At 63.5% G+C, this 14406-nt stretch carries 13 protein-coding genes; 9 read left to right on the forward strand and 4 right to left on the reverse strand.

The features are described 5' to 3' along the window. Positions 1–11 precede the first annotated feature (11 nt). The 4 genes from AC3EMP_RS14750 to lptF all read right to left on the reverse strand — a co-directional run bounded on the left by AC3EMP_RS14750 (position 12) and on the right by lptF (position 5763). The gene (locus AC3EMP_RS14750) at positions 12–941 is read right to left on the reverse strand and encodes a peptidylprolyl isomerase (RefSeq protein ID WP_023754728.1); all 930 of its coding nucleotides are present in this window, start codon (positions 939–941) and stop codon (positions 12–14) included. A gap of 90 nt (positions 942–1031) precedes the next feature. Beyond that, positions 1032–3479, reverse strand: coding sequence for an LPS-assembly protein LptD (locus tag AC3EMP_RS14755; protein ID WP_352709964.1), 2448 nt, complete (start codon positions 3477–3479; stop codon positions 1032–1034). Then, positions 3479–4561 (reverse strand): LPS export ABC transporter permease LptG, encoded by a 1083-nt coding sequence (gene lptG / locus AC3EMP_RS14760; protein ID WP_352709966.1) that lies wholly within the window; start codon positions 4559–4561, stop codon positions 3479–3481. Before lptG ends, AC3EMP_RS14755 begins: the two co-directional genes overlap by 1 nt. Before the next feature lie 2 nt (positions 4562–4563). Continuing rightward, positions 4564–5763, reverse strand: a complete 1200-nt coding sequence (gene lptF, locus AC3EMP_RS14765; protein WP_023672737.1) for an LPS export ABC transporter permease LptF — start codon at positions 5761–5763, stop codon at positions 4564–4566. 32 nt (positions 5764–5795) lie between these two features. On the opposite strand from lptF, the gene AC3EMP_RS14770 reads away from it, so the two are divergent. The 9 genes from AC3EMP_RS14770 (at position 5796) to AC3EMP_RS14810 (ending at position 14375) form a co-directional block, all read left to right on the forward strand. Next, positions 5796–6089 (forward strand): hypothetical protein, encoded by a 294-nt coding sequence (locus AC3EMP_RS14770; RefSeq protein ID WP_352709968.1) that lies wholly within the window; start codon positions 5796–5798, stop codon positions 6087–6089. 49 nt (positions 6090–6138) lie between these two features. Continuing rightward, positions 6139–7629, forward strand: a complete 1491-nt coding sequence (locus AC3EMP_RS14775; protein WP_352709971.1) for a leucyl aminopeptidase — start codon at positions 6139–6141, stop codon at positions 7627–7629. 8 nt (positions 7630–7637) lie between these two features. Next, on the forward strand, positions 7638–8087 hold the full coding sequence (locus tag AC3EMP_RS14780) for a DNA polymerase III subunit chi (protein ID WP_023738611.1): 450 nt from the start codon (positions 7638–7640) through the stop codon (positions 8085–8087). A 143-nt stretch (positions 8088–8230) separates the two neighbouring features. After that, on the forward strand, positions 8231–9169 hold the full coding sequence (locus AC3EMP_RS14785; RefSeq protein WP_245270981.1) for a 3-oxoacyl-ACP synthase III family protein: 939 nt from the start codon (positions 8231–8233) through the stop codon (positions 9167–9169). Further along, on the forward strand, positions 9166–10170 hold the full coding sequence (locus tag AC3EMP_RS14790; protein ID WP_352709974.1) for an NAD-dependent epimerase/dehydratase family protein: 1005 nt from the start codon (positions 9166–9168) through the stop codon (positions 10168–10170). Before AC3EMP_RS14785 ends, AC3EMP_RS14790 begins: the two co-directional genes overlap by 4 nt. Next, a complete protein-coding gene (locus tag AC3EMP_RS14795) occupies positions 10167–10991 on the forward strand; it encodes an MBL fold metallo-hydrolase (protein WP_352709976.1) in 825 nt (274 codons plus the stop codon). The genes AC3EMP_RS14790 and AC3EMP_RS14795 overlap by 4 nt, the downstream gene beginning before the upstream one ends. After that, positions 10988–12244 (forward strand): F390 synthetase-related protein, encoded by a 1257-nt coding sequence (locus AC3EMP_RS14800; RefSeq protein WP_023715075.1) that lies wholly within the window; start codon positions 10988–10990, stop codon positions 12242–12244. Before AC3EMP_RS14795 ends, AC3EMP_RS14800 begins: the two co-directional genes overlap by 4 nt. Next, a complete protein-coding gene (locus AC3EMP_RS14805) occupies positions 12241–13374 on the forward strand; it encodes a GNAT family N-acetyltransferase (RefSeq protein WP_352709978.1) in 1134 nt (377 codons plus the stop codon). The genes AC3EMP_RS14800 and AC3EMP_RS14805 overlap by 4 nt, the downstream gene beginning before the upstream one ends. Beyond that, positions 13371–14375 (forward strand): Rieske (2Fe-2S) protein, encoded by a 1005-nt coding sequence (locus AC3EMP_RS14810; protein WP_023754722.1) that lies wholly within the window; start codon positions 13371–13373, stop codon positions 14373–14375. The genes AC3EMP_RS14805 and AC3EMP_RS14810 overlap by 4 nt, the downstream gene beginning before the upstream one ends. The last annotated feature ends 31 nt before the right edge of the window (positions 14376–14406 follow it).

The raw sequence follows: 14406 nt of genomic DNA on the forward strand, positions 1-14406 counted from the left end.
GCTGGGCCGGTTCAGCGCGTAACGATCTTGGCTTTCGCCTTCAGCTCTTCGACATACTTGGCCGAGAGCTCGTCGGCGTTCTTGTCGCCGCTGCCTTCGCTCTGGAACACCATCTGGGCCGCCTTGTCGTCGGAAACTTCGCGCGATGAGCAGATGCCGATGAATTCGATGCCGCGATCGGTCTCGCGCACGGCCGTGGCGCCGCCCAGCTTGGTGGCCTTGATCTGCTCGGCCCAGTCCGGCGGCAGTTGCGGCGCCAGCAATCGGGGGAGGTCGCGAACGGTGACGTCGATCAGGCCCTTGGCGAATTCACGCGTGGTGTTGCAGCCATTGAAGCGGGCGCGCATGGCTTCGGCCTCGCGCTTGCGTTTGGCGAGTGTGGCACTGCGCTCGGCCTTCGGCACCACGAAGATCACCTGCTGCAGCATGTACTCGGTGGCGCTTGGCTTGGCGCCGCCTTTTTCGAGCATGCGCTTGACCAGATCCTGTTCGCTCACCTCCCCGCCGCCGCCGCTGTAGCGTGCGCTCAGCGCCTGGTTCCACGCCATCTGGGAGCGGATGAATTCCTTGAAATGCTCCTTGGTCACGCCGGACTGCGCCATGACACCGTCGAGCTGCTTGAGCTGCATCTTGTTGCTCGAGGCAAAGCGCTGATAGGCAGCCTCTACCTGGGCGTCGGAGATGCGGATGCCGAGACGCCTGGCCTCCGCCATACGCAGCGTCTGGTCGATCATTTCCTGACCCGCGTCACCCTTCTTGCGCTGCAGTTTCAGGAAGGCAGCCCGGTGCGCGATGTCGCCGGTGGTGATCGGCATGTTGTTGACGACATACTTGATTTCACTGGCGAAGGCCGGCGGTACCATCGTGGTGACAGAGACCGAGGTCGCCGCTAACAGGAGCGCGAATCCTGCCGAAAACAGGTATTTCCTCATCGAAAGCATCCAATTCTAGCCCGGTTTTGGCCGATTCCACCCCGATATTGGCGAAATCCGTGCCCGCTTTATGCGGCAAAACGATGTCGTCAGCCGGCTCTACTGGATGGAGTCGATCGAGCTTTGGGACGAGCCGAAATCGCCGAGCGTGCGGAACGACAGGTTGAAGCCGACATTCTGCGACACTTCCTTGGTGTTGATGTCGCGTGATTCCGAGTAAGTCATCAGGTAGGTGAAGCAGGAATCATTGTAGGCAAAGCCGACGCCGTCCTTGACCAGCACGCTTTGTTGCAGGTCGTAGGTGCCGGTGCCGAAGACGCGCCAGTTTTCGGCCAGGTGCGTCGAGGCGCCGAGCGTGACTTCGTGGCGATCGGTGGTGAAACCATAGAGCGGCTGCGCCTGGATGAAGGCGTATTTGGCGCTCAGCGAAACCGGCAGCCCGGAATAGGCGGCCTTCACCTCGGCACGGCGAACTTCGAAGGTCTGCTCGTCGAAGCGGCCGCTAAAAGAGCCGGAGAAGCCGCTGGGGCTGCTGAAGCCGATAAGGCCGACGTAGTCGGAGGCCGAAGTCTCCAGGCCGGAATCGGCGCCTGCATTGACCAGATCGGGTGAATCGAAGGAGTTGCGGCCGCCCAACTGGTAGGATTGGCCGAAGATCGCATTGGTGCCCCAGCCATTGTCATAGGCGCCGGAATAGCGGAAGCCGACATTGGCGCGGCTGCCGCCTTCGACGCGATCGTAGCCGGAGAACTTGTCGCGCTCGAACAGCGTCGTGGCGTCGAAGACGAAGCTCTGTGCATCCTCGTTGGGAACGGCGAGCCCGCCGACATACTGTTCGTTCGGGCGCATGAAGACCTGCGCCATCGGCTCGACGATATGGCTGGAGCCGGTCATCGAGAACAGCACCGGCCAGCGCATCTCAAGGCCGGCGGTCGCCATATAGCGGGCAAACGAGGATCTCATATCGGCGGTGGTGTCTATTCGATGATCGGCGGCCATCGCATCAATGGCAGCGAGCGAACTTGAGGATGCATTGAGATAGTCGACGTCTCCCTGCAGAGCCAGAAGCGGCGTCAGCTGCAGTCCGCCGTCGGTGGTGAAGGTGCGCTTCCATTCGGCTTCGGCGGTGAGACGGCCGGATTCACCCTCGATGCCGCGCACGCGCTGGACGCCCGAGTCTGGCGCATTTGGTTGATAGGGGACGAAATAGGCCTGATCGAGATCGTCGCGGCGAATGACTCGTGCATTGACGTTGAACGACAGCTGGCCGCCGGCCACCGACATGTCGGGAATGTAGGCATAATCGAGCGACGGCAACACCCAGGGCTGCTTGTCGCTGCGCGATGCGACGTTGCCGTCCGGTGTGTTCTCCTGAACCTGGAAGCGCATGGCGCGCACATCGAAATAATTGCGGTCGTTTAGGCCGGTCAGGTAGACCGACGATTGATGCACGGCGTCGTTGTAGCCTTCGATCGTATAGGTACGCGAAAAATTCTTGTCGGTCTGAAGCAGGATATCCCAGCCGAAGTCCCAGCGCGGATTGATGGCGAACTGGCCCTTGGTGCCCATCATGCCGCGGAACTTGTTCGGATCGCCTGCTGGCCCCGAATTGACATTGTAGCCGCCGGGGAAAGCCGCGAAATCACGGAAAGCGCCAGGGTCCTGCTGGTTGATTCCGGCAAGCTTCAGCGTGTATTGGCCATTGTTGAAGCGCTGGCGCCACTCGGCCTCGCCGAGGAAACCCTGCTTGGTGTAGCCGCTGCCGGTAACGGTGAGGTCGTAGGTCGGCGACAAAGCGAAGTAGTAGGGGACTTTGACGCCGACGCCGAGACGATTGTTGTAGCCGATGCTGGGGATCAGGAAGCCGCTTTTGCGCTTGACCGTCGGGTCGGCGATCTCGAACGCCGGCAGATAAGCCAGCGGGAAACCGAAGAATTCGAAATTCGCGTTCTCGAAGCGAACCGTTTTCTTTTCGCCGTTCCAGATGATCTTCCTGGCTTTGATCCGCCAGGTCGGCGCCTTGTCCGGCTTGTCTTCGCAAGGCTCGCAGGCCGTATAGACGCCGTTGTGGAACGTCGTCAGCACGCCGCCCATGCGCTCGGCGCTTTCGGCGGCGAAATAGGCCTTTTCGGGCGTTTCGACGCGCAGCGCATTAACGAAACCGTCAGCGAAATCGTCGGTAATGTCGATATGCTGCGAGTTGATCTTGGTGCCGTCGCTGTTGACGATCTCGACATTGCCGCTGGCAACCAGCCGCTTGGTGTTTCGATCATAGACGACGCGCTGGGCGACGAGCTTGTTGCCGCCATAGTCGATCTGGACGCCGCCGATGGCGGTGACCGTCTGGTTGTCGTTGTTATAGACGAGCGTGTCGGCCGCCAGCAGCATCTGGGAGCCGGAGGGAACCTTCGTTGCCACGTCGGTAACGTCCTGCGCCAGCGCAGGGGCCGTCAGCACGCCGCAGGCGAGCAGGCATGCCAAGGCGCTCGCCGAATAGAGGCGCGCCAAACCGGCCTGCCTATGGCTGCGCAAAGCCGCCTCCCTCACTAGCCGTCTTCCTTGTATAGCAGGAATGTCACCCCAAAGAACATAGCCACGACAACCGGCACCCATGCAGCCACGGCTGTGGGCACGAATCCCGCAACGCCGAATGCCTTGACCAATACCGAAACGACATAAAGCAGAAAGCCGGCGAGGACGCCACCCAGAATCATCGTTGCCGACTGCCCCATCCTCGCAAATCGCATTGAAACTGTTGCCGCAATCAGCGTCATGGCCACAAGCAGGAACGGTAACGCCACCAGCGAATCGAACTGCATGGCGAAGGCATTTGCCTTGAGGCCGAAGGAGCGGGCAACCTCAATCTTGCCGGGGAGGTCGTAAAACGGGATGGTTTCGGGGCGCGCCAGCCGTTCCTGCACGAATTCCGGCTTGAGGTTGGTCGGCAACTGGTCGGTCGTTTCGGAACGGATGTAGCCGTCCTTGAACACCTTGACGTCCTGCAATTCCCAGTAGCCGTCGCGCAGAAAGGCCCGGGCCGCGTCCTTGCGCTCGACGATATTGCCCTGCGGATCGAGGACGAAGAACACGGTGTCGGCCATTTCCAGGCCCTGGTTCAGGATGGCGCGGGCGCCGATGATGGTATCGCCGGAGTTGGTTTTCTGGCGGATCCACGGCGTGGCATCGGCCGCCACCGCGTTCGAATTGCCGGATCGCAGCTGGTTTTCCATCTGCTCCGACCATGAGAAGCCATGCGCGGCGATCGGATTGAGCACGCCGACCGACAATATGCCGAATAACAGCGCACCGATGCAGCAGGGCAACAGAAACTGCCAGGCCGACACTCCGGCCGAGCGCGCAATCACCAGCTCGTATTTTCGGTTGAGCGAGACCAGCGTCGCCATCGCCGAGAACAGGCCGACGAACGGCACCGTCTGCAGCATGATCATCGGCATCCTCAGCGCCGAGATGGCGACCGCCGTGCCGTAGGTGAAGCCCGGCAGGCCGGTGATGCGGCCGGACAGCTCGGTGAAGTCGATCAGGAACACCAGCGCCAGAAGGCCGATGAAGAACCAGATCGTGATCGACACGTAGCGAAAGAAGAAGTAGCGGCCCAGGGTCCAGCCCATCGTCAGGCTCCCTGGCCGGATGTGTAGCGCCGATTGAGGCGCAGCTTGAGCGCCGTCCAGCCATCGCTGACGCGGCCGGCGAAATTCGTCATCCAGTCGGCCCAGCTGCCGGGCAGTTCCATGCTTCGCGAGGTGACGATGAACCAGATGGCGACCGCCGAGGCGATGACCGGCACGCCATAGACCATATAGGCGTATTGCGGGATCTTGTCCGCCTTGCCGGCGGCAAAGAAGCCCAGCCAGCGCACGAACAGCGCAATGGCGATGGCTGTGATCAGCGGGTGGATGCGCGCCTCGCGGTGTGAGCGCGCATCGCCTGCCACGGCCAGCGCGATCAGCGCGAACACCAGCGAATAGGACCATTCGGAAAAGCGCTGGTCGAGCTCGGCCTTGTAGGCGCCGGGCCTGCGCTGGAAGATCTTGTCGTTCGGATCCGGGTTGAGCAGGTATTGCGTCGTTCGGTCCTTGGGCAGGAGCATGATATCGTTCGCCGCCGACATGAAGGCGGAAAGGTCGAAGGCGTAGGACGTGAAGCGGATGACCGACAGGTCGCCGGTCAGCGTCTTGCGATGAATGACGCCGTCATTCATCATCAGCACCTTCTCGTCACCCTTTTCGACGACGCTGCCGCTCTTGGCATAATAGATCAGATTGGCGCCTTCTTCGCGCGAATCGGCCACGAAGATGCCGCCGAGCCGGTTGTCCGGCAGCCGCTCGCCTATCTGCAGGAACAGCCCGTCGTCGATCTTGCGGAACGTGCCTTCCTGGATGATCAGCGACAAGAGATCGGCGCGCGAGGATGCTATCAGCTGGCGGTTCTTCTGCCTGGCATAGGGTTCGACGCCATTGTCGACCGCGAAGGAAAAGACGCTGGCCGCCAGCGCGATCAGCAGGACCGGCCGCACAATCGTCCAGCGCGAGGCGCCGGCGGCGTTGATGACGGCCAATTCCGAATCGGAGTTCATGACGCTGAGCGTCTGGGCCACCGCCACCACCAGGGCGAATGGCACCACGATCGGGATGATGGTGGGGATGATGAGGCCCGCGACCTCGAAAAAAGTCAGCGCCGATTGGCCACTGTCGGTGACCAGGTCGATGCGGGCAAGCACCTGCGTCGTCCAGACAATGGCCAGCGTCCAGATCAGCGCAGCGAGAAACACCGCCAACGCGCGACGCATGATGTAGCGTTCAACGACCTTCATGTAAGGCTTTTCTCGATTTGCCGAACGGCATCATGCCCGCGGACAAGGTAGTCGTCCGGCTGCGGCTGTACAACTGGGTGCGTTTGGCCATTTCTTTCAGGCGGTTCGATCCGATTCTCCGTCCCACATCGCCCGTCCCGCAGGCCGGAGTGTCGGCGGCAATGGATAAGAAAGGGAGAACATCGATGGTTAACAACAGGTTGCGGCAGGAAAGCGGGGCCGTGCCGCGACGAATCGTTATCGATTCCGCTGTGCATATGAGCCCTGATTCCGGCAAAGTCTTGCCAAATCAAGGAAAACGACCAAATGTCGCGCATCTTCCCTGAGAATGCATTTTTCCTGAAAATCTGAGCCGTTTCCCGAAAGCAGGACCTGATGACTTTGAGACCATTGATCGCCTTCGCCAAATTTGCCGCACCCAAAAAGGGCAGCATCTTCGTGCTGGCGGCCGACGATGGTGGCCTTGGCGAACCGGCAAAGGCCTGCGACCCCTCAGGAACGCTGGCGCGGGCGTTTCCGGTGGCGGAGTTTTCCGGAAAATTCGCCGGTGTCGTCGAAGTGCTGGCGCCGCAGGGAACATCGCTCGACCGACTGGTGGCGGTCGGCGCCGGCAAGGTCGCCGGCCTCGATGACTTTGCCTGGCTGAAGCTTGGCGGCACCATCGCCGCGTCCCTGCGCAAGGCAGCGGAGGTGGCCGTCATCCTCGATGTGCCGGGCGCAAAGATTGGCGGCAGGCAAGCGGCGAGCCTTGCCGCCGGCATCATTCTGCGCAGCTACTCCTTCGACAAATACAAGACCAGGAAAGACAAGGACGATGCCGAGCCGAAGAAACCGGTCAAGGTGACCATCCACACCGCCGATCCTGCCGCGGCGAAAAAGGCCTTCGCCGACGAGGTTGCGGTCATCGACGGCGTGCTTCTGGCGCGCGACCTTGTCAACGAACCGGCCAATACGCTCGGCCCGATCGAATTCGCCGCCCGCGCCAAGGAACTGGAAGCGCTCGGCGTCGAGGTCGAGATCCTCACCGAGAAGGAAATGAAGAAGCTCGGCATGGGCTCGCTCCTCGGTGTCGCGCAAGGCTCGCCACGCGGCGCCCGGATGGCTGTCATGCAATGGAAGGGCGGCAAGGCCAAGGACGCACCGGTCGCCTTCGTCGGCAAGGGCGTCACCTTCGACACCGGCGGCAATTCGATGAAACCGGCTTCCGGCATGGAGGACATGAAGGGCGACATGGGCGGCGCCGCGGCCGTCATCGGGCTCATTCAGGCGCTAGCCGCGCGCAAGGCCAAGGCCAATGTCGTCGGCATCGTCGGGCTGGTGGAAAATGCCGTCGACGGCCATGCCCAGCGCCCCGGCGACATCGTCACCTCGATGTCGGGTCAGACCATCGAGGTGCTCAACACCGATGCCGAAGGACGCCTCGTTCTGGCCGACGCGCTGTGGTATTGCAACGACCGCTTCCAGCCGAAATTCATGGTCAATCTGGCGACGCTGACCGGCGCCATCATGGTCGCGCTCGGCCAGCATTATGCCGGCCTGTTCTCCAACAATGACGAACTTTCGGACAGGTTGACGGCGGCCGGCCAGGCGACTCAGGAGCGGCTGTGGCGCATGCCGCTTGGGCCCGAATACGACAAGCTGATCGATTCCAAGAACGCCGACATGAAGAACATCGGCGGCCGCTATGGCGGCGCCATCATCGCCGCGCAGTTCCTGCAGCGCTTCGTCAAGGAAACGCCGTGGGCGCATCTCGACATCGCCGGCACCGCGATGGGCTCTCCGCCGAGCGAGATCAACCAGTCCTGGGGCTCGGGTTTCGGCGTCAGGCTGCTCGACCGGCTGGTGCGCGACAATTACGAGGGATAAGGCAGGGAATGGCCGATGTCCTGTTCTACCACCTGACCGAATCGACGCTGGAGGATGCGCTTCCCGGCCTGCTCGAGCGCAGCGTCGATCGCGGCTGGCGCGCCGTGGTGCAGACCGGGACCGAGGAGCGGCGCGATGCGCTCGACCTGCATCTGTGGACATTCAGGGACGATTCGTTCCTCGCGCACGCGACCGACCGTGAAGCCCATCCGGCCGAACAGCCAATCCTGCTCACCACGAGCGACGCCAACCCCAACCAGGCGCAGATACGCTTCCTCGTCGATGGCGCCGCACCCGCCGATCTCGCCGGCTACGAACGCGCCGTGTTCCTGTTCGACGGCCATGACGCGGCCCAAGTCGAAAGCGCGCGGACACATTGGAAGGTGTTGAAAGAAGCGGGCCACGCGGTCACCTACTGGCAGCAGACGCCCGACCGCCGCTGGGAGCGCAAGGCGTAAGCGCTTTTGCCGGCGCGTCTTGAAAACGACGCTGTTGTCGCCGAACGATCCGATCTAAGGATTGCGAAAAGCGCAACTCAAGCGGCGGGCTGAGAATGCGGATCAGGATCATCGGAACGGGGCGGGCCGTGCCGGCTCGATGCGTGACGTCGCGCGCCCTCGATGCGCGGCTGGGGTTTGGCGATGGACATTTCGAGGCCGCGACCGGCATCATCGAACGCTATGTCTGCGAGGCCGAATCGCAGGTCGACCTTGCTTGTGCCGCAGCCCGTCTGGCGCTTGCCGATGCCGAACTTGAGGCAGGCAGTGTCGATCTGGTCATCGGCGGTTGCGGCGTGCCTTACCAGCCGTTGCCGTCGACGGCGCCGCTGGTCATGCAGCGCCTCGGCCTTGCCGATGGGTCGGCGGCCGCCTTCGACGTCAACAGCACCTGCCTCGGCTTCCTCACAGCCTTCGAGACCGCGTCGCGCCTGATCGAGGCCGGGCAATGCCGGACGGCGCTGGTGTTCTCGTCTGAAATCGCCTCGCGCGCCCTGCCGTGGCAGGACCAGCCGGAAATTGCGGCCCTCTTCGGCGATGGCGCGGCGGCCGCCGTGCTGCAACAGGCCCCAAGCGAGGGTCGGGTCGCGGCCAACCTGATGCGCACCTACCCTTCCGCCTATGAGGCCTGCAGCATCGGCTCCGGTGGCACCCGGTTCGACTTTCATCGTGAGCCCGAGGAATTCGCCCGCCACAGCCTGTTCCACATGGAGGGTAAGGAACTGTTTCGCGTCACGTCACGCCATTTCAACGGCTTTGTAGCGGAGTTGCTCGATCGCGCCGGCTGGCGGCACGACGATGTCGACCTCGTCGTGCCGCATCAGGCGAGCCCTTTGGCGCTCGCCCACATGGCGCGCCAGACCGGCTTCGCCAGGGAAAAGCTGGTCGACATCGCGGCGCGCTACGGCAATCAGATCGCCGCTTCCATCCCCTTTGCGCTCGACGTCGCGCGCCGCGAACAACGCATTGTGCCCGGCGCCAAAGTGCTGTTCCTCGGCACCTCGGCCGGCGTGTCGTTCGGCGGCATGGCGCTGGAAGCATGACCGTGGGACGCGTCCTCGTCACCGGCGCCAGCGGCTTCCTCGGCGCGCATGTCATGGCGCGGCTGGCTGCACTGGGTACACCGACGCTGGGTCTTGGCAGGGACGCCAAACGCTGCGCGGCGCTCGAAGCCGCTGGTCATCGGGTCGTTCGGCTCGATTTGTCTCAACCATTCGATGCAGCTGCCGCGCGCGCTCTCGACGGCGTCGATGCGATCATCCACTGCGCGGCACTTTCCGCGCCCTTCGGCAGGTTGGCGGATTTCCAGACGGCAAATGTCACAGCTACCCGCAACCTCAGCGATTTCGCGCGCGGGCAAGGCGTGCGCCGCTTCGTCCATATCTCCAGCCCGACGGTCTGTTTCGCCTATCGCGACCAGCTCGGAGTTTCCGAGAATGCGGCCTTGCCCCCTCCGGTCAACCACTATGCCCGCACCAAGCGGCAGGCCGAGGAGATCGTACTGGCGGCGCCTGAGATCAGCCCGGTGGTGCTGAGGCCGCGCGGCCTCTACGGTCCCGGCGATCGCACGCTGCTGCCGCGTCTGCTGCAGGTGGCACGGCAGCGCCCGCTGCCGCTGTTTCGCGACGGCAAGGCGCGCATCGATCTCACTTATATAGAGGATGTCGTCGATGCGGTGCTTGCCGCGCTGTCCGCCGGGAGCGCTGCCGAGGGACAGATATTCAACATCTCCGGCGGCGAAGTGGTGCCGGTCCGCCGCATTGCCGAGGCGGCCTGCGCCCGCGCCGGCGTGCAGCCGCGCTGGCGCAGAATGCCGCTCTGGCCCGCCATGCTGACGGCCGGGATAGCGGAGGCGGTAGCGAATATATTGCCCGGCCGCCCGGAACCGCCGGTGACGCGCTACGGTCTTGGCCTGTTCGCCTATGCGCAGAGCCTCGATCTTTCCAAGGCAGGCCGCATCCTCGGCTGGGCGCCGAAAGTGTCGTTCGAGGAAGGGCTCGATCGCACATTCGGCAAGGCAATGGAAAGCAGGAGGGCAGCGTGAAGATCGTCTTCGCCAACAGCGCCTCTGTCAGCGCAGCCGAGCGTCTGATCCTGCGCGGCGGCAGCTGGGCGAAGGTCAGGCTACGTGTCCGCTACGGCCTGATGATGCATCCGCGAGCCGGCCCCGTCCTGATCGATACCGGCTACACGCCGCATGTGACACAAGGCAGTGGGCGCAGCACGGCGCTGCGTCTTTACAGTGCGATCCTCCGGCCCCAGCTCAACGAAGCCGAGCAGCCGCTCGCGGTACTGGCGCGCTTCGGCCTCTCGCCGCAGGACGTGCGCACCGTCATCGTCACGCATTTCCATGCCGACCACATGTCGGGCCTGTCGCTGTTTCCCAACGCTCGGCTTATCGCCAATGACACCGCCTGGGCGCGGGCGAAGGCCAAGACTTCCCTGCAGAATCTGCGCCATGGCGTCTTCAAGGAACTGTTCCCGTCTGACTTCGAGGCCCGACTCGACGGGCTGTCGTCGAAGCGGCAGGTCGAGCCGCGTGGCGGCGTACCGGGCGGCGCCGATCTGTTCGGCGACGGCAGCGTCATCGCAGTCGGTCTGCCCGGCCATGCCGATGGCCAGTTCGGCCTTTCGTTCCCAAATCTGGAGCGGCCGCTGCTCTACGCCGTCGACGCGCAATGGTTGTTCGCGGCCCTTGTCGAAAACCGAACTCCCGATCTGCCGGCAACCCTGCTGGCCGAGGATGCCGCCGCGATCGAGCCGACCAGCGTAATGTTGCGCCGGTTTCTGGCGACCGGCGGCGAGGTTGTTCTTTGTCATGATCCGGCGGTGACGGCCTACGATCTGGCCGGAGAGAGCGCATGAACGGGCCGACGGAAGCGGCCCGTTCGTTTGTGTTGACGCAATGGCTCTCGCGCAAGAGCCGTGAGAATTTCGAACGCTGGCAAGGTCATGCCTTGCGCCGCTTTCTCGACCGCGACCTGCCGCGCGCGCCGTTCTACGGCAAGACGCCGCGTCATCTCGGCGATCTGCCGGTGACCGACAAGGCGACGCTGATGGGCAATTTCGAGCGCTTCAACATTCATGGCGTCTCGGCCGCCGAGGCCTGGAAGGCGCAGGCCGGCGATAGCCGCATTGGCGAGCTGACTGTCGGCTCCAGCACCGGCACGTCGGGCAATCGTGGCCTGTTCGTCATTTCCGAGGCGGAAAAATACCGCTGGCTGGGCACCATCCTGGCCAAAGCCGTGCCCGATCTGCTCTGGCGCCGGCAGCGCGTTGCGGTGATCCTGCCGCAAAACACCGGGCTCTACGATAGCGCGCGCAAATCGCGGCGTATCGACCTGCGCTTCTTCGATCTGACGCGCGGTCCGGAGAGCTGGCGCGGCGCTCTCGAAGATTTCGCGCCGACGGTGATCATCGCGCCACCGAAGATACTGCGGCACTTCGCGGCCGAGGGCTTTCGGCTCAAGCCGCAGCGTGTCTTCAGCGCCGCCGAAACGCTCGACCCGGTTGACCGGCCGGTCATCGAGGCATTCTTTGGTGGTCAGGTCGACCAGATCTACATGGCGACCGAAGGGCTGTTCGCCGTCACCTGCCGCCAGGGCGGGCTGCATCTGGCCGAGGATTCGGTGTTCTTCGAGTTCGAACCGGCCGGCGACGGCCTGGTCATGCCGCTGATCACCGCCTTTCGCCGCCGGACCCAGATCATGGCGCGCTACCGGATGAACGACTTGCTGCGGCTGTCCGAAAAGCCATGCCGCTGCGGCTCGCCGCTGCGCACGCTGGACGAGATCGTCGGCCGCATGGACGACGCTTTCCGGCTAGCCTCGCCGCACGGGCAGCTCCTCGTCACGCCCGACATACTACGCAATGCGGTGCTCAAGGCCGACCGGCGCATCGACGATTTCCGCCTGGTCCAGACCGCTGAAGATGCAATCGAACTCAGCCTCGCCCCCGGGCTTGCCGACGAAGCCGCCACCGCCGCCCATCAGTCCGTGCGCAATTTGCTGGCGGCGCGCCAGGCGACAGCTTCGGTCAGCCTTGTTCGCAGGGACCTGCCGTTGGAGACCGGCCGCAAACTGCGTCGGGTCGAATGCCACCTGGGAGCGGCATCATGAACCGGCTCGCTATGTTGCCACTCGATCAGACGAACCGGGTAGAAAACAACCCGCGTGAGGTCGAAGCCTTCGTTCAGCTTTTCAACGAGGTGCCGGTGCGCGACCTCGTGCGCAATCTGACAGTGGCTGTCGAAACCTTCGAGATCGCCGGCCGCTCCTTTCCGCTGACGCTGAACGACAGAAGCGAAGCGCCGAACTGCTACATCTGCTGCCCGTCCAGCGCCTATATCGACTATGCCATCGACGAGACCCGCAATTTCGTCTCCTCGCCCTTGCTGCAAAAAACGATGCGGATGCTGATCGGCCTGTGCGCGCCGCTGGTCAGGATGAGCGGCCTCGACCATCAGGTTCAGGTCAACAACTGGCTCTATTCGACCAATCCGGTGCCGCTGCTCGATCGCAACGCGGTCGCGGCGATGCGCGACGATCTCACCGCGCGTTTTCCCGATCGCGCTGTTCTCATCCGCTCCCTGAACGAGATCGCCGATCCCTCGACAATCGCAGCGCTGAAGGCGGAGGGTTTTCGAATGCTGGCGGCGCGGCAAATCTACATCTTCGCCGGCCGCGGTTCGGCCATGACCAACGACATGAAGCGCGACCGCAAGCGGCTGCGCACGACGCCGTTCGAGCGGGTCGGCAATGGGGACTTCACCGAGGCCGACTATGCGCGCGCCGAAGCGCTCTACCGGATGCTCTATCTCGACAAATACACGCCGCTCAACCCGCACTACACCGCCCGCTATATCGGCGAGACGCACCGTCGCGGCATCCTGCAACTGGCAGGCCTGCGTCGTCCCGGCGGTGAACTGGTCGCCGTCGCCGCTTTGTCTCAGAACGGCAGGACACTGACGCAGCCCATCGTCGGCTACGACACCGGCCTCCCGGTGAGCGAAGGCCTTTACCGCATGATGATGGCGCTGGCTCAGGATCATGCGACGACGCACGGCCTGTTCTTCAACATGAGCGCCGGTGCCGCCGCCTTCAAACGCTTGCGCGGCGCCGTGGCGACGGTGGAATACAACGCCGTCTATGCTGCCCATCTGCCGCGCCGCCAGCGCGCGGCAGTGCGTATCATGGAATTTGTGCTCGCGAAGATCGGCATTCCTCTGCTCAGGAGATTTGAACTTTGAGCGAAGCCCGGCAGCAAAAAGACAAAGACTATTGGCAGGCGGTAGTGCGGTCTGCCGATATCAAAGCCAAGCCAAAACGCATCCTGTTCGATGGCACGCCGCTGGTGCTGTTCCGCTCGGCGCAGGGGATTGCAGCCCTCTTCGACCGCTGCGCTCACCGCCTGGTCGAACTCTCGACCGGCAAGGTCGTCGGTGGCGAGATCGAATGTCCCTATCATGGCTGGCGCTACAATGGGGAAGGGCGCTGCACCGCCATTCCCGGCCATGTCGGCGACGTCCCGCATTACCGTGTCCGCCGCTACAGCGCGATCGAGCGCGACGGCGTCGTCTTCGTCTCGGCAGGCACGCCCCAGGGCGAGCCCTATCTCCATTGCATGCAAGGCAAGGATGTCGTCATCAAGCGGGTGCGCAGCTCGGCGCAATCGACGGTGCTCGACGCCGCCGAGAACATTCTCGACGCCACCCATACCCACTTCACCCACAAGGGGGTGCTGCGCGGCCTGACCGCAAAGCGCCACCTCGTGCGCGTCGAGGTGACCGGCGGCAAGGGCTGGGTCGAAAGCTGCTACACCGGCGAGGACCGCCAACAGGGGCTGGTCAGCCGGCTGCTGGAAGGCGAGCGCGCCAAGACCATCGGCCGCTACCGCCATCCCGGCATCGTCGAACTCGAATATTGGGGCAAGGGCGGCTTGGCGCTGGCGACCACTTTCCATTTGCGTCAGGCGGACGAACGGACCGTCGAAGGCGTCGGCTGGCTGATCGGCCCGCGACAGGGCCTGTTCGGCGAACTCAAGGCGCTTGCTTTCCGGCCGCTCTTTGCCTTTGCCCTGCAGCAGGATCGCCATGTGCTGAAATCGGCCAGCGACAACGCCCGTATATCGCCGCAGGTTCAGCCGGCGATCGGCCCGCTGGATTTCCTGCGCCGCGACATAGCGGCGATCATCGACGGCAAGATGCCACCGGCGGCGGCAGAGCCGCGGGTGCACCAAATCGAGTTGTAATCTAAAGTTCACGGCACTTGATTCCAGTTCT

Source organism: Mesorhizobium sp. P160219, from assembly GCF_057786095.1.